General features: G+C 68.7%; 31 protein-coding genes and 1 tRNA gene. 4 read left to right on the top strand and 28 right to left on the bottom strand.

What is annotated here, in order from left to right:
- Positions 1 to 23 precede the first annotated feature (23 nt).
- From ACYQ1L_RS09965 to ACYQ1L_RS09950, 4 genes are all read right to left on the bottom strand, one after another.
- A complete protein-coding gene (locus tag ACYQ1L_RS09965; RefSeq protein WP_460004011.1) occupies positions 24 to 293 on the bottom strand; it encodes a helix-turn-helix domain-containing protein in 270 nt (89 codons plus the stop codon).
- A 65-nt stretch (positions 294 to 358) separates the two neighbouring features.
- Positions 359 to 853, bottom strand: coding sequence for a hypothetical protein (locus ACYQ1L_RS09960; protein WP_460004010.1), 495 nt, complete (start codon positions 851 to 853; stop codon positions 359 to 361).
- Positions 854 to 858: 5 nt separating this feature from the next.
- Positions 859 to 1935, bottom strand: a complete 1077-nt coding sequence (locus tag ACYQ1L_RS09955) for a tyrosine-type recombinase/integrase (RefSeq protein WP_460004009.1) — start codon at positions 1933 to 1935, stop codon at positions 859 to 861.
- A gap of 181 nt (positions 1936 to 2116) precedes the next feature.
- Positions 2117 to 2353, bottom strand: a complete 237-nt coding sequence (locus tag ACYQ1L_RS09950) for a helix-turn-helix transcriptional regulator (RefSeq protein WP_460004008.1) — start codon at positions 2351 to 2353, stop codon at positions 2117 to 2119.
- Between the two features lie 286 nt (positions 2354 to 2639).
- On the opposite strand from ACYQ1L_RS09950, the gene ACYQ1L_RS09945 reads away from it, so the two are divergent.
- Genes ACYQ1L_RS09945 through ACYQ1L_RS09935 form a run of 3 tightly spaced genes read left to right on the top strand, consistent with a single transcriptional unit; the run spans position 2640 to position 3976 of the window.
- A complete protein-coding gene (locus tag ACYQ1L_RS09945) occupies positions 2640 to 2810 on the top strand; it encodes a hypothetical protein (RefSeq protein WP_460004007.1) in 171 nt (56 codons plus the stop codon).
- 39 nt (positions 2811 to 2849) lie between these two features.
- Positions 2850 to 3674, top strand: a complete 825-nt coding sequence (locus tag ACYQ1L_RS09940) for a tyrosine-type recombinase/integrase (RefSeq protein WP_460004006.1) — start codon at positions 2850 to 2852, stop codon at positions 3672 to 3674.
- Positions 3671 to 3976 carry a hypothetical protein gene (locus ACYQ1L_RS09935; protein WP_460004005.1) on the top strand — a complete coding sequence of 102 codons (306 nt, stop codon included), beginning with the start codon at positions 3671 to 3673 and terminating at the stop codon, positions 3974 to 3976. The genes ACYQ1L_RS09940 and ACYQ1L_RS09935 overlap by 4 nt, the downstream gene beginning before the upstream one ends.
- Here the strand turns inward: ACYQ1L_RS09935 and ACYQ1L_RS09930 are convergent.
- The 22 genes from ACYQ1L_RS09930 to ACYQ1L_RS09825 form a co-directional block, all read right to left on the bottom strand.
- Complete coding sequence (locus ACYQ1L_RS09930) at positions 3908 to 4207, bottom strand: hypothetical protein (protein WP_460004004.1); 300 nt, start codon at positions 4205 to 4207, stop codon at positions 3908 to 3910. The genes ACYQ1L_RS09935 and ACYQ1L_RS09930 overlap by 69 nt on opposite strands.
- A gap of 12 nt (positions 4208 to 4219) precedes the next feature.
- Positions 4220 to 4387 (bottom strand): hypothetical protein, encoded by a 168-nt coding sequence (locus tag ACYQ1L_RS09925; protein ID WP_460004003.1) that lies wholly within the window; start codon positions 4385 to 4387, stop codon positions 4220 to 4222.
- Positions 4384 to 5025: a M15 family metallopeptidase domain-containing protein gene (locus tag ACYQ1L_RS09920; protein WP_460004002.1), complete on the bottom strand. Its 642-nt coding sequence runs from the start codon at positions 5023 to 5025 to the stop codon at positions 4384 to 4386. Before ACYQ1L_RS09920 ends, ACYQ1L_RS09925 begins: the two co-directional genes overlap by 4 nt.
- Complete coding sequence (locus ACYQ1L_RS09915; RefSeq protein ID WP_460004001.1) at positions 5022 to 5774, bottom strand: tail fiber domain-containing protein; 753 nt, start codon at positions 5772 to 5774, stop codon at positions 5022 to 5024. The genes ACYQ1L_RS09920 and ACYQ1L_RS09915 overlap by 4 nt, the downstream gene beginning before the upstream one ends.
- 13 nt (positions 5775 to 5787) lie before the next feature.
- Positions 5788 to 8055 (bottom strand): hypothetical protein, encoded by a 2268-nt coding sequence (locus tag ACYQ1L_RS09910; protein WP_460004000.1) that lies wholly within the window; start codon positions 8053 to 8055, stop codon positions 5788 to 5790.
- Entirely contained in the window at positions 8052 to 8414 is a 363-nt protein-coding gene (locus ACYQ1L_RS09905; RefSeq protein WP_460003999.1) for a hypothetical protein, read from the bottom strand. Before ACYQ1L_RS09905 ends, ACYQ1L_RS09910 begins: the two co-directional genes overlap by 4 nt.
- Positions 8414 to 9625: a hypothetical protein gene (locus ACYQ1L_RS09900; protein WP_460003998.1), complete on the bottom strand. Its 1212-nt coding sequence runs from the start codon at positions 9623 to 9625 to the stop codon at positions 8414 to 8416. Before ACYQ1L_RS09900 ends, ACYQ1L_RS09905 begins: the two co-directional genes overlap by 1 nt.
- Positions 9622 to 10119 carry a hypothetical protein gene (locus tag ACYQ1L_RS09895; RefSeq protein ID WP_460003997.1) on the bottom strand — a complete coding sequence of 166 codons (498 nt, stop codon included), beginning with the start codon at positions 10117 to 10119 and terminating at the stop codon, positions 9622 to 9624. Before ACYQ1L_RS09895 ends, ACYQ1L_RS09900 begins: the two co-directional genes overlap by 4 nt.
- A gap of 3 nt (positions 10120 to 10122) precedes the next feature.
- The gene (locus ACYQ1L_RS09890) at positions 10123 to 10545 is read right to left on the bottom strand and encodes a hypothetical protein (protein ID WP_460003996.1); all 423 of its coding nucleotides are present in this window, start codon (positions 10543 to 10545) and stop codon (positions 10123 to 10125) included.
- 2 nt (positions 10546 to 10547) lie between these two features.
- Positions 10548 to 10925: a hypothetical protein gene (locus ACYQ1L_RS09885; RefSeq protein WP_460003995.1), complete on the bottom strand. Its 378-nt coding sequence runs from the start codon at positions 10923 to 10925 to the stop codon at positions 10548 to 10550.
- On the bottom strand, positions 10915 to 11271 hold the full coding sequence (locus tag ACYQ1L_RS09880) for a hypothetical protein (protein WP_460003994.1): 357 nt from the start codon (positions 11269 to 11271) through the stop codon (positions 10915 to 10917). The genes ACYQ1L_RS09885 and ACYQ1L_RS09880 overlap by 11 nt, the downstream gene beginning before the upstream one ends.
- Positions 11272 to 11274: 3 nt before the next feature.
- Positions 11275 to 12996, bottom strand: a complete 1722-nt coding sequence (locus ACYQ1L_RS09875; protein WP_460003993.1) for a hypothetical protein — start codon at positions 12994 to 12996, stop codon at positions 11275 to 11277.
- Between the two features lie 2 nt (positions 12997 to 12998).
- Positions 12999 to 14069 carry a hypothetical protein gene (locus ACYQ1L_RS09870; protein ID WP_460003992.1) on the bottom strand — a complete coding sequence of 357 codons (1071 nt, stop codon included), beginning with the start codon at positions 14067 to 14069 and terminating at the stop codon, positions 12999 to 13001.
- Positions 14070 to 14107: 38 nt separating this feature from the next.
- Positions 14108 to 14308 carry a hypothetical protein gene (locus ACYQ1L_RS09865; protein ID WP_460003991.1) on the bottom strand — a complete coding sequence of 67 codons (201 nt, stop codon included), beginning with the start codon at positions 14306 to 14308 and terminating at the stop codon, positions 14108 to 14110.
- An 11-nt stretch (positions 14309 to 14319) separates the two neighbouring features.
- A complete protein-coding gene (locus ACYQ1L_RS09860; RefSeq protein ID WP_460003990.1) occupies positions 14320 to 15927 on the bottom strand; it encodes a hypothetical protein in 1608 nt (535 codons plus the stop codon).
- A gap of 88 nt (positions 15928 to 16015) precedes the next feature.
- Positions 16016 to 16336 carry a hypothetical protein gene (locus ACYQ1L_RS09855; protein WP_460003989.1) on the bottom strand — a complete coding sequence of 107 codons (321 nt, stop codon included), beginning with the start codon at positions 16334 to 16336 and terminating at the stop codon, positions 16016 to 16018.
- 271 nt (positions 16337 to 16607) lie between these two features.
- Positions 16608 to 17912 carry a DNA primase family protein gene (locus ACYQ1L_RS09850; protein WP_460003988.1) on the bottom strand — a complete coding sequence of 435 codons (1305 nt, stop codon included), beginning with the start codon at positions 17910 to 17912 and terminating at the stop codon, positions 16608 to 16610.
- Positions 17906 to 18067, bottom strand: coding sequence for a hypothetical protein (locus tag ACYQ1L_RS09845; protein WP_460003987.1), 162 nt, complete (start codon positions 18065 to 18067; stop codon positions 17906 to 17908). The genes ACYQ1L_RS09850 and ACYQ1L_RS09845 overlap by 7 nt, the downstream gene beginning before the upstream one ends.
- A 44-nt stretch (positions 18068 to 18111) precedes the next feature.
- Complete coding sequence (locus ACYQ1L_RS09840) at positions 18112 to 18552, bottom strand: hypothetical protein (protein ID WP_460003986.1); 441 nt, start codon at positions 18550 to 18552, stop codon at positions 18112 to 18114.
- A 109-nt stretch (positions 18553 to 18661) separates the two neighbouring features.
- Positions 18662 to 18871 carry a hypothetical protein gene (locus ACYQ1L_RS09835; protein ID WP_460003985.1) on the bottom strand — a complete coding sequence of 70 codons (210 nt, stop codon included), beginning with the start codon at positions 18869 to 18871 and terminating at the stop codon, positions 18662 to 18664.
- Positions 18868 to 19050 (bottom strand): hypothetical protein, encoded by a 183-nt coding sequence (locus ACYQ1L_RS09830; protein WP_460003984.1) that lies wholly within the window; start codon positions 19048 to 19050, stop codon positions 18868 to 18870. The genes ACYQ1L_RS09835 and ACYQ1L_RS09830 overlap by 4 nt, the downstream gene beginning before the upstream one ends.
- Before the next feature lie 114 nt (positions 19051 to 19164).
- On the bottom strand, positions 19165 to 19368 hold the full coding sequence (locus ACYQ1L_RS09825; RefSeq protein WP_460003983.1) for a helix-turn-helix domain-containing protein: 204 nt from the start codon (positions 19366 to 19368) through the stop codon (positions 19165 to 19167).
- 89 nt (positions 19369 to 19457) lie between these two features.
- On the opposite strand from ACYQ1L_RS09825, the gene ACYQ1L_RS09820 reads away from it, so the two are divergent.
- Positions 19458 to 19775: a helix-turn-helix domain-containing protein gene (locus tag ACYQ1L_RS09820; RefSeq protein WP_460005797.1), complete on the top strand. Its 318-nt coding sequence runs from the start codon at positions 19458 to 19460 to the stop codon at positions 19773 to 19775.
- On the opposite strand, the gene ACYQ1L_RS09815 is transcribed toward ACYQ1L_RS09820, so the two are convergent.
- Both ACYQ1L_RS09815 and def read right to left on the bottom strand, forming a co-directional pair.
- Positions 19737 to 19809 (bottom strand) — tRNA-Asn (locus tag ACYQ1L_RS09815). The two genes, ACYQ1L_RS09820 and ACYQ1L_RS09815, sit on opposite strands and share 39 nt — an antisense overlap.
- A gap of 103 nt (positions 19810 to 19912) precedes the next feature.
- Entirely contained in the window at positions 19913 to 20479 is a 567-nt protein-coding gene (gene def / locus ACYQ1L_RS09810; RefSeq protein ID WP_460003982.1) for a peptide deformylase, read from the bottom strand.
- Positions 20480 to 20507 lie beyond the last annotated feature (28 nt).

Raw genomic sequence — 20507 nt, 5'->3', positions numbered from 1 at the left:
CCGGGGCCTATATGCGTCGGCGGTCAGTGCTCTCGTTCGGTGAAGACGATCTCGACGTCGATACCGAGGACGTCGGCGAGGTGCACGAGCTCGTCGAGGCCTGGCTTCGCTGCACCGCGTTCGATGCGGCTGATCCGACCTTGGGGCATCCGGCTGGCGGACTCCACATCTCGCTGCGTCAGCCGGCCGCCCTTGCGCGCGGAGGCGAGGAACGCGCCGATGGATTCCCGGTTGCTGGCCGGGAGCGTGACGGGAGACTGCTCGAGCATGCGCTCCAGCGTGCCACGGATCACGCATCGGCTCCAGCGGCTGCGGCCCGTAGCGGCCCGCTAATGCCTTGCTGGCGCCCGGACCCGCGTCACCGGGTGCTGGCGGACGTCTTCGTACGTTCCCGTGCCGTGAGCCGCCACCCGGGGGCGTTCTCGTCCAGGCGCTTCATCTGCGCCGGGGTGAAGGTGCCGCGGGCGCGTCCTTCGGCGATCGCACGGGCTCGTGCCAGGAAGGTGGACAGCGCGCGCTCCTCGCCGCCCTCGGCCTGATGGCGGGGCAGTAATCCCTGGTGGACGACGAACGCGCCGAGCCGGTCGATGTTCTCGTCCATCGTGTGGTGGGGGCCGCGGCCGCGCCAGCCCGGGAGCACCGAATTCAGGTGTTCCACGCGATCGGCGGTGAGCGGGATGTCCGTCGCCTTGCCCCGGTCCGACTGGCGGATCCGCTGCAGGAAGTAGGCGAGGGAGCGCTCGGTGTCGCTCTCCGCGTACCGGGTCGGGAACCGGCCGTGCTGGTGACGGAAGTTGATGATCTGGTTGACGCGCGCGCGGAAGCGCGAATCGTCCAGCCGTCGTGAACTCATACCTGTCACATACCCGGTTCGAAGTCGAGGGAGGACGCCCGTCCTTCCATCGCGGCGCCCAGGCGCGCAAACGCCCGGTCGAGGATTTTCGCGGCTTCGGGGTCCACGTCCCGGATCTCCTTGATGTAGTGCTTCTTCGTGATCCGCACGTCTGCGTGGCCGAGGACCTTCGCCGCGAGCTCCGCGCCGCCACCTTCGTTCACGACCGACGCGACGGTCTTCCGGAGTGCGTACGGGACGAGCAGGTCGACGTCCACGCCGACCTGGGTGAGCAGTTCCCGGTGTTGGTCGCGGAACGTCCGGAAGAGACGGTCGATGTAGTTGACCGTCATCGGGGTGCCCTTCTTCGTCGGCAGCAGCAGCTGGTCCGGGTTCGGCTTGTACGTCGCGACGAGCCGTCGCAGGGTCGCGTCCGTGTACGCGGGCACGACCATCCGCCGTTCCTGACCTCGGCCCTTTGGGTGGTCCTTGCGGATGTTCTTGAACTTTTTCGTCCGGTTCACGTTGCCGCTCAGGCTCACCCGCGCTGGCCGGTCGATGAGGCTCACATCGTCGAGGGTTAGACCGAGCACCTCACCCGGGCGCAGGGAGGTGCCGAGCGTGATGAGGATGAAGTCCTCCATCGCACGGACGTTCGGGCGCGTGCCGCCCGTGCCGGTGAAGTTCGGGCGCCCCCACTCGCGGATCAGCCCGATGATGAGCATGACCTGATCCTCCTCAAGCTGGATCTTCGCCTTGGGGGAGTTGTTGCGGATCTTCGGCACGTCACTCATCGGGCTACGGTCGATCACCCCGTTGAGCACGGCGTAGGAGAGCATCCCGGACAGGGTCTTTCGGGTGACGGATGCGAAGCTGTAGGAGCGTTCGCGGGCGAGACGCTGGAGCAGGTTGTGGATGAATCCTGGTGTGAGTGAGCCGATGGGCACGGCTCCGATGTATGGGAGGATGTTGTTCTTCACTCGCTGGTGGTATGCCTCACGGCTGGATTGCTCGATCGAGTCGTCCGCCCGCTGATCGACATCCGCCAGCCAGAGCATCGCCAGCTGTTCCGTCGTTGATGCTTCGACGAGCGGGACGAACATGCCTGACCAGATCTTGCTCGCAATCGCGCGAAGGTCTTCCTCAGCGTCGGCAGCGGTTGTACCCCACCCGCTGATCCGATGGGCTTCGCCGGCGCCATCGCGGATGGTCACCCGGCTCCGGTACACCCCGCCTTCCAGGCGCGTACGGATGGTCCCGAACTCACCGGGCTGCTTGCGCGGCCTAGGCAACGTCCTGCTCCTGCCGTTCGATGAACGCGACGATCGACGCGGCGGTCCACCGGAGGTGCTTGCCGATCTTGATCGCGCTCGGTCCGCGCTTGTGCGCACGCCATTCGTCGACCGTCCGGACGGAGACGCCGAAGTAGTCGGCTACTTCGGCCTTGGTCAGGAGAGCGGGGAGCTCCACCCTCGGGGGGAGCCCGGTTGCGCTCGTTTCGGTGCTGTTGTTCGTGCCCATACCGATCACATACCCGTATCGGTCGGCTATCGGTCCGCGGTCGTGAGCGCGAACACGTATCAACCGCCGGGGCGTTTCCTCAGCACCCTGATTTCGGGAGTTTTTGGCCGGTTTCTGGCCGGTAGAGGCCCATTTGCGTGATGTGCCTGACATGAGCGAAGGCGTCACTTCCCTAGAAAACACTGGGATGTGACGCCTTCGATTGGCTCCCCGGCTTGGACTCGAACCAAGAACCTGCCGGTTTCAAGCCCATCGTGGATCTCGCGTCGCGGCGGAAGGCGAGCTGATGGGTGTCACGCTGGACCAGATCGAGGCCGTAGAGATGACGATCGCGCGGTGCGTCCTGCAGGGCGAGATCGCGCGGGCTCGCGACTACGCCCAGTACCTCGCGGAGCTCCGCGACTCTCGCCCGACGTTCGCTGAACAGAGCGCCGCGCTGAGCGCCCTCCGCGCCTAGCAGATCACGCGGCATTCCGCATTCCGCATGAATGAGGGGATGATCCACTTGAACAATGACCAGATCATCGCCCTGTTCGAGGTGTGGATGCTCGCGAGCTACCGCGCCGAGGGAACCGTTAAGCTCCGGCTGCGCCACGTGCGCCAGCTCGCCCGGCGAGTGCAGCTCACGCTCGCCGGGCAGGACCACCTCGAGGACGCGCTCGCCCGCACGAGGCACCTCGCCGCCGACACGCGACACTCGATCCTCGCCAGCTGGCGTCTGTTCTACCGCTGGGCGGTCGCGAAGCGGTACGTGCTCGCCGACCCGACCACGCTCCTGGACCCGATCCCGGTGCGGGCTCGGATGCCGAAGGTTGCTCCCGACGCCGCAGTGACGACCGCGATCGCGGCCGCGACACCACGAGATCGAGCGCTCGTGATGCTCGGCCGGTACGCCTGCCTGCGACTCAGCGAGATCGCCACACTCGACATGCGCCACCGCGCCGACGACGTGCTCCGGATCCGCGGCAAGGGCGACAAGGACCGGGTCGTGTACGTCAACGAGCCGCTCATGGACGCGCTCCTGCTCCTCGAGCGGCTGCTACCTCGCGGCCCGTACTTCCCGGGCGAAACAGACGGGCACCTGCACCCGCAATCGGTGCACAAGATCATCAAGCGCGTGACCGGTTGGAACCCCCACAGCCTGCGCCATGCCGGAGCGACCGCCGCGTACCGCGCGACCGGCGACCTGCGCGGCGTGCAGGACATGCTCGGACACGCGAGCCTTGCGACCACGCAGCGATACCTACACCTGGACGACGACTCGCGCCGGCGGGTCGCGAACGCGACAGTCATCCTCCCGCGCGATAGGGTCGCGGCATGAAGGATCGCTACTCGATGAATCCGTTCTCCGTCATGGCCTGGGTGCTCGCGCTCGCCGGCATCATCGTGTGGCTGTTCACCGCTGGCGCAGCAGGTGGTCAGTACGGCGACGCGAAGATCGCAGTACTGACCACCTCGGCTGTCGCTCAGAGCATCGGGCTCACTGCGCTCGGCGCCGCGCTGATCCTCTCGGGGCTGCGCTGGCTGCTGTCGTCGTGGACGACCCTCACAGGGTCAGTCGCGCGGGACGTTGCGGCCCGCGATGAGCGGGCCGGTGCCGAGCACGGCGCTGCCGAGGGATAACCAGAGCCCGCCCTGTTCGGCGGTGATGATGCCGTACCCCACGCCGACGCCGGCGAGGGCGACGAGGACGCCGTAGAGCCAGCGGCGCGCGTCGGGCGACGGGATCCACCGGTTCGGGGTCTGGGTCGCGCGCTGCTTGGCCTCGGCGCGCGTCGTGGGCTCGGCGTCGAGGACGCCGGCCGCGATGAGGGCCTCGCGGACGGCGGCGCGCTGCTCGGGTGTGGTTGCCATGGTGGGTATCTCCTAGAGCTTGGGGACGAGGTTGACGGCGAATGCGGCGACGGCCGCGACGGCGGCGACGACCATGGGCCACGCGGGCCGGATGGACGCCTTGATCTCCTTGATGTCGCGCTCGACGGCGACGAGGCGCTCATCGATCCGCGCGACGAGGGTCTCGGTGGTCTCGCTCATGCCTTGCCCTCGCGGACGGCCTTGCACGCGGCCTCGATGGACGCGAAGTCGGACGCGGAGACCTCGAACGTGGGGCCGGCGAGGTCGTGGCCCTGCGCCTTGGCGGTGTTGTACGCACCGTCGTTGGACTCGAACACCTGCCAGTAGCCGCTCACGGTGTTGTAGATCGCGTTCACGATCACGCCGTCGTTGCGGCGCGTCCAGCAGTACTTGTCCTTCATGTCGTCCTCCTCGGGACTCTCGATGGTGGTGGGGGTGGGGTCGTTGCGGTGGTTGTCACGGTCGCGGAAGTACTCGCGGTGCCACGGTTCGTCCTCGTCGGGGTCGTCGTAGCGGGCGGTCTGGATCCAGCCGTTGTCCGTCCACACGGCGTCCTCGTGCGGGTCGGTGTAGGCGTTGGTGTCGGCGGCGTAGCCCTTGCAGTGCACGGATTTACTGCCGGGGAGCGCCAGTGGTGCCCACGGCCCGCGACCCTCGACGTAGGCGCGGTATGCGGCATAGTTCTTGTCCGCGTCCTCAATGGAGCGTCCGGCCTCGGTGATCTGCGCCGGATCGCCGAGCTGATGATCGATACGGAAGATCGAGGCGGCGGCCTCGTCGGATGCCCAGCCGCGCTCGTACCCGAGGTCGGTGGTCATGCTCGCCCCTCCAGTGTGTCGAGGCGCTGCGCGAGGAGGTCGAGCGCCTGGTGCAGCTGCGCGTTCTGTGCGATGAGGAGCCCGATGAAGTCGATGCTGTCGGGCAGGGTCTCGCCGTTGATGTCGGCGTAGACGACGAACGGGGCGGTGTCGGGGTTCTCGGCGAGGCGTTCGGCGATGTACCCGATGCGGGCGGATCCGTCGCCGCCGGCCATCCGGTAGGAGTGCAGCACGGGCCAGATGTCGCCGAGCGCGGCCGGGTCGAGCGGCTGGATGTCTTCCTTGTAGCGTTCGGAGGACGCACCCTTGGACACCTGACCGTCGCCGTCGATGTACGCGATGGTGTATCCGGACACGGCCGCGGTGGCGCCGAGGGCGTAGAGCTTGCCCTGCACGTTGACCTTGTTGAACCAGAGCTCGGGTGCGCCGATCACGGCGTCCACGTAGGCCTTGTTCGCGACGTCGGCGCGCGCGGCGGGCGTGTTCGTGACGAGCCGGCCGGCGGCGGTGTAGGACGGGATCTTGTTGACCTCGACGGATCCGATCGCGGCGAGCTCGATGCCGAGCGCCGTGCGCGCGGCGGGCGCGGTCGTCGCCCCGGTACCGCCCTTCGCGATCGGGGTGACCGTGGCGGTGCGCTGCGCGATGTAGTCCCGGGTCTTGTTGATCTCGGTGTCAAGCGTGTTGGCGAGGGCCGTGCCGGGCACGAGATCCATGCCGGCGGCGAGGGCGTCATCTCCAGCAGCCATGCTGAGGGTCCTTTCAGGTGAGGGAGTCGATCGTGCCGGGCAGGGCGTCGATCGTGCCGGGGAGCAGGTCGATCGCGCCGGCAGGCACGTCGATCGTGCGGGAGTGGATGGTCATTCGGTCGGTGGTGAGGTCGTACTCGATCGCCTCGGCGGTGCCGGCGTGCACACCCTGGACGGGGTTGCGTCGCTCCTCGACGCTCGCCGAGGCGTTCACGGTCCCGAGCCACCGGTAGCGGAGCTCGGGCGACGGGCTCACGGTGCCGCCGTCGAAGTAGCCGCCGTTCGTGGGGGTCTTCTCCATGGACGCCCGGCGCACGACCGCGCGGGCACCAGCCGGGATGGCTGTCGAAGCGTAGAAGTAGAGGCTCACGCTGGCAGTGCCGGCCGGGGCCGACGCCAGCGAGGCGGTGAGCGTCTGCGTCGTCCCTGGGTTGATCGTCACTGCAGTGCCGACGCCGCGGGGCGAGAGCGTCCCGCTCGACGCGTTGTACGCGACGAGGTGCAGCAGCATCGTCAGCGGCGGATAGCCCGCGGGGACCGTCACTTCCAGCGACTCGGACCAAGGGTCGTTCGGAGCAGCCACGGGTCGCTGAGTGCCGATCATCTGCACGACTCCCGCCGTCGTGCCGGAAGCCCAGTCGATTTGCGTGCCGTTCGCGGTCGGCGTGAATACGGCCCCACTCGCTGCGAACCAGCCTGTCGTGGAGTTGACCATTGCCGAGTTCGTGATGTAGTTGCGGCGCTGCTCGGTCCAGGTGTATTCGTCGGCCTCGAACATGACGGTGAGGACCTCATCACAGACCGCGGACCAGTCCGCGACGGCGGTCACGTCGAGGGTGCGGCCCTTGCCCTTGGCGCGCTGGACCGCGTACTGGGCGCGGCCCGGGCCGGGGTAGACGGCGTTGATCTTGCGGAGGATGATCTTGGTCGCGCCGGGCAGGGTGTAGATGTCGTCGCGGGTCTGCTCGATGCCGTTCTCGTCGGTCCACGTGTAGCGGAACACGGCCCCGTCGTACCAGTCGTCGCCGTCGCGGCTGGCTTCCTCGGCGGCGTCGATCAGGTTCACGCCGTGGCGGATCGAGATCGAGCCGGGCTCGGTGTGGTCGGCGCCGCGGAGCGTCCATTTCCGGTCGCCGTCGCACACGAGCCGGTACCCGTTGGCCTGGACGAGCGGGGCGAGGAAGTCCATCGCGGACACGCCGGGCTGCCACTCGAACAGGGCCGGGGGCCGTTCGATGTTCGGTTTGCGGGTCGAGGCCGAGGCGTGCGGGCTGGCCGGGTCCTGCCACTCGTAGGTGTAGCCGCCGCCGGCCGCGGTCGCGCCGTCGTAGTACGGGATGAGCTCGCGGCCCTCGTACCACTGCGCGCACGACGCGTAGTGCAGGTTCCCGGCAGTGTTGGCGAGGGTCGTGATGAACGGGACAGCCTCGGTCGCGCCGGGCGGGCACTGCGCGATCACGCTGACACGGCGGAACGCGGTCGCGTCGCTCGCGACCACGGCACCATAGGCGGTCGCCGCGGCGGAGACACCGCCGACCGCCCAGAACTGCACCGCGGCCTGCGCGTTGCGGGCGGTGCCCGAGCAGAGATAGGCGGAGAACACGTACCACTTGCCGGCCTCGACGCGCATGCGGGACGTACCGACCGCGATCGGGACGATGTTCGACGTGCCGACCGCGGCGGTCCACTGGATCGCGGTCGTCCCGACCGGCGGGAGCGGCGCGGCCATGGTGGTGCGGGCCAGGGCGGACGACCCGGATCCGAGCTGCCAGCCCGTCGCGGTCAGCGCCGCACGGGGGTTCACGACCTGGTTCGTCACGGCCCAGTACGCGGTCACGTTGGCATCCTCGGTGCCCGCCTCGAGGTGCGCGCCGATCTTGCCGAGCACGTAGTTGCACACGCCGCGCAGGGACGCCTCGTAGGCGCGCGCGCCGACGTCCAGGACGAGGGGGGCGTAGTCGCCGAGCAGCGCCTCATCCGAGGCGAGCGTCAGCGTCGCGTCGCCGTTCGCGCGGCTCGGCTGCATCCGCCGGATCCCGAGGTCGAAGATGCGGTCCTGGCTGAATGTCGGGAACGTGGCCTGCGCGTGGACGGTCACCCGGCGACCGGCGCGCGGGTCGAGTTGCAGGAGCAGCGCCGGGTCCGGGATCGCGACTTCGATCGTGGCGGACACGTGCGGGTACTTCGACGCGTCGAGGAAGACCCGACCGCCCTTGATACCCAGGGACACGGGCGGGGCGCCGCTGAGGGTCGCGGTGTAGGTGTGGGTCGAGACGGTCACGGCGTGATCTCCTGAAACGGCACGGTGACGTGCCAGTGATTGCGGGTCGCGTCGTCGAGGGCGAATCCGATCTGCTGCCCTTCGGGCACGACGAACGTCATGCCGATGGTGCGCTCGTCGGAGACCAGCTGGAGCACGCCGTTCGCGCACACCGCGGCCCAGGCGTTGTTCGCGGCGGTCTCGTCGGTGAACAGGAGCGTGAGCGTGCCCGTGCGCGTCCCCGCGGGGCGGAGCGTGATGTCGGGGCTCGTGCGCCCGAGGATCTTGTGCACGATGGTTCCGCCCTCACGGGACGCCTCGTAGCCCTCCACGAGCCGCGGTGTGATGATGGTGGCGCCGGCCAGAATCGTCGTGGCCATTAGTCCCAGACCTGCCTTCCGAGGCCCTGCTTATCGATGTAGGCGGTGACGCGACCGTTCTTCTCGACCGGCTGCCAGTTGCGCCATGCGGAGTCATCGACGCCGACGCGGATGATCGCCTGCCGGCCGTTCACGTGATCGATCGCGCCGTCCGCGTCGCCCTTGAATCTCGCAATCGCCTGGGACGCGAGCCCGGTCTGCGCGTCGATGAACACCTGCGTGTTGTCGGGCAGGGTGATGAGCTTGTTGCCGAGCTCGTCAACCTCGACGGCGGCATCCGCCGAGTCCTGAACGATCCGCTTGAAGGACTCGGAGACCTGTGAGGCGGTGACCTTGCCGGCGTCCATCTCATCGGTGAGGCGCTTCATCGCTTCCTTCCCGAGGAAGGTTCGCTGTGCGAATCCGTCGAGGTCGTCGGCGATGTCCTGGTACTGCGTCCCCATGCCCTGCAGCTCTTCGTGCACACGCCGGTCGGTTTCGGCGAGCTGATCCTGGGCGACGCTCAGCGCGGTCGCGTTCCCCGCCATCGCGTTCATGGCCGTGGACACGTCCACGCCCCAGTTCTTGGCGTTCTCCTGCGCTTCCTTGTACCGCTCCGGGTCGGTCGAGATCGCCATGACGTTCGCCGTCTGGGTAGCCGTGCTGACGATCAGTGACCCGGCGTCGATATACGCCTGCGCCCACTCTGCGGCCCGCTGCCGGGACTGCTCGGCGGCTTCGTCGTTCGCACCGAACGCGGCGGCGATCGCGCCGACACCGACCGCAGCGGCGCCGGCGAGCAGGCCGATGCCGGGGATGCTGCCGGCGAGTCCGCCGAGGGTGCCCTGGATGAGATCCGTGACCGAGGACATGTCGCCGTTGAACGAGGAGGTGACCTCGGAGAGGTTCTGCAGGGCTTCCTGCTTGACCTCGGACATGTTCTCGCGGGCCTTGCTGGTGCCGTCCTCGGAGGACTCCTTGACCTTGCGGTAGCTGTCCCGGAACTCGCGTTCGATCGCGCGGGCGGTGTCCTTGGTCTCGTCGCCGAGGCGCTCGGTGGCCTTCTGTGCGTCCTTCAGGGATCGCTCGAGCTGCTCGGGTCCCTTGTTCTTGCCGAGGTCGAGCAGCTCTTTCTGTGCGTCCTCGAGCGGGTCGATCACGCCGGATTCGATGCCCTGCTTGAACGCTTTGGTCTCGGACGCGATGCCGACCTGGTAGCCCCCGGCCATCACTTGCTCACTTTCTCGAACGTCTCGGCGACCGTCCGGTAGACGGTTTGGAACATGAGCGCTCCCGCGCGGGGGATGAATGCCTGCACGGACGGGAAGAACACGTGGCCTCGCTTCGCACGGCTCCGGAACACGGGACCGATGCGGCGCTTGTAGGGCTTGCCCTTGCGGCTGTGCGTCGCGACGATCCGGCCCGGGTCCATGCCGAACTCGGTGCCGGACGCGAGGACGCTCGAGGGCGTGCCGTGGACCTTGCCGATGGTCGCGGTGCGCAGTATCACGTTGTCGTCCCGAACCGCGACCCGTGCGGTGTCCAGCAGGACGCGCGACTCGAGGCGGGTACCGGCGCGGGAGCGCATCTCCTCCTGAAACGCAGGCTCGATCACGCGGCGTGTCTGCGCGCGGAGTTGCTTGCGGACCTCGCCGGGCAGGGATCGTGCCGCCTGCACGAGCACCTGGAAGTCCCGGGAGACCAGGAGGGAGATGCGCCCCGCCATGGTTCAGGCCAGGACCGGCTGACCGTCCACGGGCAGCGCCACGGATCCGGTCGCGAACGTGCCGACCGTGCCGCCGATCGCGCCGGGCAGCAGCGTGACGGTCACGGTCGCGGCCTTGAGGCCGGCGCCCTTCTTCGGGGTGAACTTCATCGTCACCTTCTTGCCGACGTTCGCGAGGCTGTACTGCGCCCACGAGTTGGCCGTCTCGAAGTCCTGCGCGTAGTCGATGTTCGCGACCCACTCGGGCTGCGCGATGTCCTGGTAGACGGCGGTCGGCGCGAGGCCCTTCCAGACCTGCACGTTCGTGCTCGGTACCAGTTCGACCTTGGACACCTGCAGCTCGAAGTCGCCGATGTCGGTCGCGCCGTCCTTGATGTTCACGGTGCAGTCGCGCAGAACGTAGGGCTTGAGTGCAATCTGAGCCATTGTCAGCTCTCCTTCGTGATGATGGTGGTGAGGGTGATATCCCAGGCGAGCCGGTCGGTCTGGTCGTCCTTGACCTTGCGGGCATCGGCCCACGCGATCGTGGAGTGCGGGTCGAGGGCGACGATGAGCGCGAGCACGTCGTCATCCACCTGGAGCTCTGCCTGCTCCGGGTCCGAGAGCGGCGTGATGATGGTGAGCACGCACCGCGCCTGCACGTGCCCGAGCGGTGCGACCTCGAGCGGTTCGAGGCCGAGCAGCTTGAACACGACCGTGGTCACGTTCACGCTGTCGCGCGAGCGCATCGTGTCCGACCACTCCCACGTGTCGGGGAGCAGCGGCATCACTTCGCCCTTGACGTAGGCGCGCAGATCAGAGGGCATGGGGTTTCCCGTCCACCGGCCGGATGGTGGTCCGGATGGTCTTGTCGAGCGGGCGCGGCTGGTACGAGAACTCGCCTTCACCGAACTCGCCGCCCGAGCGGACGGTGCCCGCGGTGTAGAGGTTCTTCGCCTGCTGGAGCTGCGCGAGCACGTACCGGTTGGGTGGGTCCGGAACCGGCTCGCCGTCAGGGACGGGAGCCGGCTCCGGAGCGAACGCGATCACCTGGTCCTTGGCGACGGTGAGCAGCATGCCGAGCACCTCGGCGTTCTGCACCGGAGCGTCCGCCCAGGCGGCGCGCACGCGGGCCTGCGCCTCGGGGCTGTCCGCGGTGTACCAGGTGACCATGGCTCAGGCGTCCGCGACGCCGATGAGCTTGAGCGCCTCGGGGCGCCGCACGAACGTCTGCAGGTAGCCGTGCGCGGCCTTGTCCACGCCACCGCGGGCGAGGTCGAGGGCGTCCACCTCGAGCAGGCCGCCGGCGGGGCGGTCGAAGTCGATCGCGTAGGACGCGCCGACGAGGGTCGCGCCGGTGGCCTCGATGCCGACGTCGCCGTTCACGACGTGCACGTTCCCGTCCACGGTGCCGGCGCCGGCGGTGGACAGTGCGATGGACACGAACGCGGGCAGGTTCTGCTCGCCGCCGGCGGCATAGATCAGCTCCTCGAAGTCGAGGTCGTTCATGATCGCGAACGTCGGGGTGTCGCGGCGCCCGTCCGTCTTGCGCTTGCGGACGGCGAGGATGCCCTGGATGAGGTGGCCGAGGGCCTTCGGGTACTTCGCGTCGGCGAGGTACGCGCCGGCCGGGGCGATCGGGGCGCCCGCGGTCGCGACCGTGTAGGACAGGGCGAGGTCGTCCTGCCACACCAGGAAGTCCTCCTGGATGAACGTGAGGAACGCGAGCACGAAATCGAGTCCGCCGGGCAGATCGTAGAACTCCCGGCCGATGTCCTCACCGATCGCCCACCGGTCCAGGACCGAGGTGTGCGTCTCGGTGAAGCCCTGGTAGGACTTGATCGCGGTCTTGTTGCCGGCCCACGCGCCGTCGAACGGGGCGTTGATGGGCGCGGCCTGGGTGCCGCGCTTCATCTTGTAGCCCTTCTTGCCGCCGGCGTAGATCTCGGTGCCGGGGTTGAACAGGGTGATGTACTCCTGCACATAGGCGATGCCGTCCGACAGGAGCCCCATCCAGTTCGGCTGGAGGGCGGCGCCGGGCAGGGAGCCGGCGCCGGTCAGGGTGAGGTCGGAGAGTGCGGCGAGCACCTCGACGGCCTTCTGATCCTGCCGGTTCGACTTGAGGTCGCTGATCGCCTGCGCGATCGACTGGATGCTCGGCGCGCGGGCGGCGAGCACGGCAGCGGGCGCGGAGCCTGCGGCGGCGGTGGCGGGGATGGCCCCGGCCTGGACGGTTTCCTGAACGGCCATGAGGCCCTCCTCCTGGGTGTTGGTGGTCGTCTCCTCCACGACGGTCGTCGTGGTGGTCTGGGTGCCGCCGTCGATCTGGACGGCCTCGGTCTGCGTCTCGACCTTGCGCACCCACGTGTCGCCGTTCTCGTCGGTGTACTCGGACACGCGCGCCTCGCTGGTCGTCACGGGCGCTGCCGGGTCCGTCGCGGCGGGGTCGGTGGGGGCGAGCTCGGCGAGGACGCGGGCGGAGCGGAACGCGCCGGCGACGAGCTGCGCGGCGCCGGTGAGGATGCCGTTGCGGGCGACGCGGCCGGCGTCGATGTCGGTCTTGAACTCGGCGGACAGCGCGCGTCGGGTGCCGGCGGGGTTCGTGGCGTCGGCGAGGGCGGCGTCACCGGCCGGGGTGCGGGCATAGCTGAACGTCGCCATGATGCCCTGCGCGGTCTCCCACAGGCGGGTCGCGCGGCCGACCGGCTGGTACCGGTCGTGGTCGAGGTTCAGGGTGACGACGGACGGATCCGCGGGAAGCTCGATCGAGCCGGCTTCCACGGTGAACCGGCCGGAGCTGGTCTGCCCCACCTCGTTGAACGGGATCAGGAGCCCGGTGCTGGAGCGGTCATCGAGATTCGCGAGAATCTCGCCGCCCTGGATGGTGATGTCGTGCATGGTCAGTCCTCGCTTGTCTGCTGCTCGGTCGGGGTCGGGACGGTCAGGAACGCGGACGTGTCCACGCGGATCGACCGCCCGGGCGCGCACACGTCGTCCAGGGACAGGCGGGCCGCGATCGCGCTCGCGTACTTGGACAGCCCGTAGTCCCAGATCTCGGAGCGCTGCGCGCCGTTCTGCACGCCCGAGTACTTGATGTCGGTGCCGCCGCCGGATCCGCCCTGCCGGACGCCCTCGAGGATCGAGGCGGGAAGTCCGGCGTGATTGGCGAGGTCGAGGCGGTTGCCGTTGCGGCCGGACTCGAACAGGTCGGTGGGCAGCTGGCCGGCTGCGGTGTCGATCGTCACCCAGTCGGGCTTCAGGCCGGTCGCGCCGCCCTCGGTGGAGCGGGCCGCGATGAAGCCCTGCCGGAACTGCTCGCGCTCCTCCTTGGTCCACATGTCCCAGCGCTCGGCGGCGAGGGTGAGCATGGTCAGCGCGATCGGGTTCTTGATGCGGTCGCGGTAGGCGTCGCGGATCCCGATCGCGTCGAGGATGTCGGAGAGCGCGTTCACGAGCATGCCGTTGGAGCCGTAACCGAGGCGGATCGGGATGACGCGGGCGAGGTAGGGCTGCATGCCGGCGGCCGGGCGCACGTGGATCTGTCCGTCGTCGTCGGCCCACCAGCGGTCTTTCGGGATGTGCAGCGCGTCGATGGGCTGCCCGGCGCCGTCGAGCTGGAAGCCGATCGCGGCCCATCCTGACATGAACAGGTCGCTGGTCACGCCCCAGCGCAGGTCGCGCGGCGGGAGCCCGGTCGAACTGGTGGTGAGCCATCGCGGCTGGTCCGGCACGCGCGTGTCGCCGTCGTACTCGAACCAGGGCATGTCGGAGATCACGGAGCAGATCAGGTCGTGCGCGCGGGCGACGGCAGGCACCCGCAGCGCCGCGTCACGGGTGACGGAATCCGTGGCGACCGGGAGCGCGTCGGCGACGAGCAGGGACTGGATGCTGTCCTGCGGCGAGTGCCAGGACAGCAGACCGCTCGTCGCAGACGCGGCCGGGCCGAGGAGCCAATCACGGAAGAAACCCACGTGACAGACCCTCGGCCCGGTATCCCACAGATCAGGAATCAGACGGCGTGTTGCGCCGCCTTTCGGCGCGCCTCGGAGAGCGCGTCCTGCGCCTGGGTCTGGCCAGGGTGGGTGCGCTTCTCGTGCGCGGCGCCCCGCTCCCAGCCTTCCATCTTCGTGAACGCGAACCCGGTCCAGGCGGGGCCGCAGTCGGTGCAGACGATGACGACGCTCACGGGCGTGCAGTCGAGTCGGATCATGGTGTGTCTCCTCAGAACGTGAACACGTCGGACGGGCTGGTGGTGGTCGGGGCATCGTCCAGGAACCGCAGCGCGAGCGCCGCGGCCTCGACCGGGGTCACGTCCGCCTCGGGGTCGTCCTTCGGCGGACCGAACCGGAACGTGCCGTAGTTCCCGAACGCCTGCCGCGTCGCGATCCGGCAGGCCCGTTCCAGCTCGGGGCTGGCGAAGATCACGAGGTCGTCCTGCTCGAGCGCGCGCAGGAACCCGACCGTGGATCCGGGGATGTCGGCCGCGACGGTCGGCTTCATCAGCGGCCGCGGCGTCGCGGTCGCGATGTGCTTCTCGGCGATCTCCTCCGTGTACCCGCGCTTGTCGTAGCGCAGCACGACGGCCGGGTGCCGGCGCATCCGCAGCAGCACCTCGACGTCCAGGCCGGTCGTGCCCTGCTGGTGCCACCACAGCGCGACCGCCCGGCGTCGCCGCGGCGCCTCGCCGCCGGCGAGCTGCACGAGATCCGCGGGCGGCGTGTAGTCCCACGCGATCGCGAGCGACGCGGCGTTGCCGAGGTGGTGCACCTTGAGCGCGGCCGAGAACCGCGCCGGCGGCTCCGGGAACGCGGCGCGGGTCAGCGCCCGCTCGAGCTGGGCCGGCGGGATCAGCACGTCCGCGGCGCCCTCGAGCCCGAACTGCCCGCCGTACTCGATCAGGAAGTCGTCCAGCGGGAACTTGTCGAACGAGCGCTTCGGCGCGTCGGTGAGCGTCGTGAACCCGAGGCCCGGGTGGGTGCGCTCGATCCACTCCCGCATCCGCCCGCCCGTCGCGCCCGTCTTCGGGTGCGGTAGGTCTGGCTCCCACGACACCAGCTCGGCGCGGTCCACGGTCTCGGGGATCCCGTGCCACGCGATCGCGGCCTCGTCGTCGTGCAGGTTGTCCCAGAGCAGCTGCCCGGTCCGCCACTTCTGCCCGGTGCCGGCGAGCACGAACTGCGCGCCGATCTTTGTGTCCATCGTCGGGATGACGGCGCGCGTCACGTCCTCGCCCTGGTCCACGTCGGCCTCGCCGGCCTCGTCGCCGAACGCGAGATCGAACCCGCCGGAGCGGAACATGTCGCCGTTCGGCGTGCCGACCTGGATGAGCGAGCCCGTGTCGCGGAACACGAGCTGCTCGCCACCCTTGGACAGGCCGATCGCGACCGGGCTCGTCTTGGAGTCCGGCCACAGCTTGACGAGGTGCTTCACGATGTCCTCGCGGAACCGCTGCCCTGCCTTCGCCCCGGTCGTGAACATGGTCCACCCGACCGTGTAATCCTCCCGCGACCAGCATCGCCCGAGCATCACGGCCTGCACCGCGGTGGTCTTCGTGGACCGGCGCGGCTCGAAGATCGCGTTCATGAATCGGCCGGCGGCGAGCACGTCCGCGACGAGCAGCTGCATCGGCGACGGCCCGAACCCGCCATCGCCGGCACGCTGCCGCTGATCCAGCCGCAGCAGCCGCGCCCCCTGGATGAACTCGCCCCGCGACTGCTCCGTGGTGACGAGCTCGGTCAGCTTGATCGGCGTGAGGTGGTCCAGGCGCGATCGCCACTCGAGCCAGTTCGCCTCGGACCACAGGTCGGCGAGCGTCGGCGTCAGGGTCATGATGTTCTCCAGTTCAGGGGGAAAAGTGGCTCTTGGAGCCGGAGGCGGGGGTTGCACCAGCACCTAAAAAAAGGCTGGTCAGCGGTGGTTACCACGGCGCGAGGCCCGCGGTCGGTGTGGTCGGCGCGCTGCGCGGCGCGGGCTGGCCGGCGCGGCGCGCGTTGGTCAGCGCCGCGCCACGCCGTCCGCCGTCCGATCGGTTGCAGCGCACGCACTCGGGCGCGAGGTTGGACAGCGCGTGCCCGCCGTCCGGGTCGAGGTGCCCGACGTCGAACCGGGAGCCCGGCTCGATCGGACAGCCGCGCCGCCAGCAGCGCACCTCGGTGCCGTGCCGCCAGTCGCGTCGGACCCGAGCGCGCACGATCCGAGCGTTGGCCAGGTAGAGCGGATCCCGATGCTTGTCGGTCATGGCCGATCCAGCCTGGTCAGGCCGGTCAGGGCAGTTTCCCTATTTCTCTCTCTTCTCTTTCTTACGCGAGAGAAAGTAGAGAGAGGGCTGACCGCCCTGACCAGGCCGCCCCCCGCCTGGGATCGAGGGCTGACCACAGCCCTGACCATGCCCTGACCACAGGGCTGACCACCCTCATTCCATCGGCGAAGCTCATCATGATGAGGGGCACGGGGAGCGGGCGCGGCCCGGTTTGCCCTGACCGCGGTCAGCCCTGACCAGCCCACGGCGGTCATGCGCGGTCCGCCGTGATCATGACGCTGATGCCCTGGTAGTAGTGGACGCGGCCACCGTTGATGCGTGGGCGGGTGGCGGTCACGCCGCGCTGCTTGAGGCGCTGAGCGAGAGAGCCGGAGTTCATCGCCTGGTAGCCGTTGCGGCGGCACCAGGTCGAGTAGACCCTGTACACGTCGTCCTTCGGGCTGGACTGGTCGGCGCCTTCGGTCACGGCGTCGTCCTCCTCCAGCCAGGTGAGGAAGGGGTCGGCCTCGTCGTGCATGCGCGTGGTGGCGTCCTTGACCGCATCGGGCGGCAGGAACCGCCCGCGCTCCATGAGCCGGCGCAGGCCCTCCATCGCGTAGTTGAAGATCGCGGGTATCTCGTCGGTCAGCACAGACTCGTCGTACAGGGGCCCGGTGTTGTCCTCGGACTCGACCTGGTTCGGGAACTCGATCACCATCCACCGCCGGCGCCAGCCGCGGGAGTTGTCGGAGGTGCGGAAGAACCCGTTCGCGGCGAACAGGGGGACGGCGTAGGGCACGAACTCGAACGCCTGCCCGTGCTTGCGTGACGCGCTGATCGAGTCGCCGCCGGTGATCTCCTTGAGGATCTGCGGGTCGCGCAGGAACGCCTCGGACAGGTCGCCGCTGATGTTCGCGATCTTGCCGTAGAGGTTGGACGACGCGAACCGGTCCTCGACCAGCTGGTGCATGCTCACCGAGCTGTAGTTGGCCTTGCCGAGCATCGCGCGCAGCAGGCGCATCAGGGTGCCCTTGCCGTCGCCGCCGGCGCCGTACAGCAGGATGATCTTCTGCAGCGGGTTGCCGGTCATCAGGAGGTAGCCGATCACCTCCCACACGTGATCCTGCATGACGGGATCGTCGCCGAACACCTGATCGAGCCAGGCGCGGAACTCGTGCGGGATCGCGATCGGGTCGTGCACGATCGGGAGCTTGGTCAGCGCGCCGAGCATCTCGTTGTGCGGTGTGAGGCGATCCTCACGCCACCAGTAGACGCCGTTCTCCAGCACGATGTAGTCCAGGTAGCCGCGGGGGAGCTCGGGCAGGCCCACCTCGGTGAGCTCGATGTTCAGCAGGTGCGCCGCGGCCTGAGACTCGACGTTCTTCGTGTACGTCGCGCCGAGCGCTTTCGCGCAGCGCCGCGTGACCACGTACGGATCCTGCACATACACGCCCTCGCGGTACTCGTACAGGTTCCCCGCGAAATCGCGCCCGAGCTTCGTGGGCTCGTGCGCGATGTGATCGGCTAGCAGCGTCGCGTCGAAACGCTCGGTCTGCGGATTGACGAAACTCACCACAGCAGACCGTCTCCTCTCGCGTACGCGGATCTGAGCGCGTCGGCGGCGCGCTCCAGGGTGAGCGCGTCGGCGTGCATGGTCTCGTTGTGCTCCCGGATCCCGGCAAGCACTAGCGCGCGAGCATCGGCCCAGGGCAGATCGTCGGGTGCCGTCACGATGCGCGGCTCACCAGCGCACCGCATGCACACGCCGTGCAGACTCACTCCGGACTCCCGTTCGTGCGATCTGCCACCCATGCCGTGCGCGGATCGTGGGTGTGCGAGCCGTCCTCGTGGCGCTCGATCCAGGGGCCGTCACCAGGCGGGACCGCGAGCCAATCGCCGCACGCATCACACCGGATCGTGCGGTTCGTGCGCCGCTGGCTGCTCCACGCGGCAAGCTGCTCCGCGTAACGCTCCGGCGTCTGATGCTGGCTCGTCACATCGAGAACGACGCTCATCCGCCCGTCCGTGGACTCGATCTGCTCACGGTCGCGCCACTCGGTCATGAAGTCGAGCGAAAGCTGATCGACCGCGTTGTGCAGCTCGTCCAGAGTGTTCGCCGCGATCGTCACAGCCAGCATGTACTTCGGCAGCGGGATCAGATCCTCATCGCGCTGTGCGACGCGGTTGGCGATCAGGTCACGCAGTGGGTGGCTCATCACTCACTCCCATCCGTGCGGTTGGGTGCGGGCCGCTCACCGACCCAGCAGGCGAGCTTGTACGCGCCCCAGAGGAACAGGCCGGCGAGGATCCATGCGCCGTTGAGGATCACGGCTCGACCTCCTCGTCGGAGAGGGCGAGGCACACGGCGCCGAGCACGGCGCGCGCGTCGCCGAGCTGGAGCTGCACCGCTTCCCAGTCGATCTCGCGCGGCTTCTCGGGCTGAAAGCCCAGCAGGAACTCGGTCATCTTGATGTGGTCGAGCGCGGCGCGCACGTCGGCCCAGATCGCGACCTTGCGCGCGCTCGGGCGGCTCATCGGGCGTCCTGCTGATCGAACGTCAGCCACTCGCCGGTGTCCGGATCCAGGCCCATCGTGAGCCGGTGCTGGAATTCGGCGATCTCCTCGGGCGTGTAGTTCGCCCGCATGTACCAGTGGTCCCGGTCCACGGTCACCGCGTGCAGCTCCCGGCGCAGCCGCTCGATCTCCCGCCGCATGAACAGGTACGTGGCGGGCGAGATGTGAGGCCACGACGCCCCAGGCGCAGACGATGATGACGACGACGGCGACGCCGAGGATCGTGAAGAAGACGATGAGCCCGACAACCGTGTTCACCGCCCCGGCTCCCACGGCTCGCGGGCGATGATCGCCTCGATGTCCGCAGCGGCGTAGCGGCGCTGCGTGCCGCCCGGACGGATGGCGCGGATCGATCCCTTGTCGGCGAGCCGCGAAACGGACTTGGGTGTGAGGCCGAGTGCCGACGCCGCTTCCGCCGGCGTGAGCCACTCTGTGTCCCGAACGTGCTTTTCTGGCATGTTCGGGACCGTACCAGACAAAACGGGCATACCGGGACTTTCAGGCATGTGTCTTGTCGGAATGTCCGCTTTGTCCGTATTATGGCCGCATGAGTACAGCGAATCCGGTTCTGCCCATCGAGGAGCCCATCGACGTGATGGTGGGCCGCCGCGTACACACGCTCATGTGGGAGCAGCGGGTGAAGAACAAGGACGTGGCCGAGCTGCTCGGGCTCGACCCGACCGCGATCGGCAAAAAGCTGCGTGCTGAGCAGAAGTTCAGCATCGAGCAGTTGCGCGTCGTTGCGCGCCGACTCGACACGACGATCGCGTATCTGGTGGGAGAAGCAGAGAACCCCCACCCGAACGGATCGGATGGGGGTTCGTCGCTCCCCGGCTTGGACTCGAACCAAGAACCTGCCGGTTAACAGCCGGCTGCTCTGCCAATTGAGCTACCGAGGAATGCTCCCCGCTGGGCGGGCAACTCGTCAACTATAGCAAAGGTTGACCGTGCATCCCGCTTCGGGGCGCCGCCCGGGCGCGTCGCACACCGGCGCGGGAGCGCTCACCCCTCGAGGTGATCGACGCCGGGCAGCCAGCTCGCGCCGGGGCGTCCCCAGCCGCGCTTGCGGGCGATCTTCTGGACCGTCTTCCAGTCGCCGTCGTCGAGACGGTCGACGTACAGGATCCCGTCCAGGTGGTCGAACTCGTGCTGCATGATGCGGGCGCGCCAGCCGTCGACCTCGATGCGCACCTCGTCGCCGTCGAGGTTCGTGCCGGTGACGAGCACGCGCTCGGAGCGACGCAGCGGGAACCGCTCGCCCGGGAACGACAGGCATCCCTCCGACTCCAGATCGGGGTCGGGCGAGCCGGGCTCCAGGGGCGCCATCCACAGCACGGGGTTGATGATCTCGCCGCGCCAGGGGTTCTCATCGTCGTCCACGTACGAGTACACGTAGATGCGCAGGCCGACGCCCACCTGCGGTGCGGCGAGGCCCACGCCGGGAGCGATGTCCATGGTCTCGTACATGTCCGCCACGAGCGTGCGGATCTCGTCGGTGATCTCACCGACCGGTTCGGCGGGGGAATGCAGGACGGGGTCGCCCATGATGCGAATCGGAAGCACTGCCACGCGTCAACCCTAGTGGGCGCGCGTCGGC

It is taken from the genome of Microbacterium xylanilyticum, from assembly GCF_054654695.1.
This window is presented reverse-complemented; position numbering and strand designations above follow the sequence as displayed.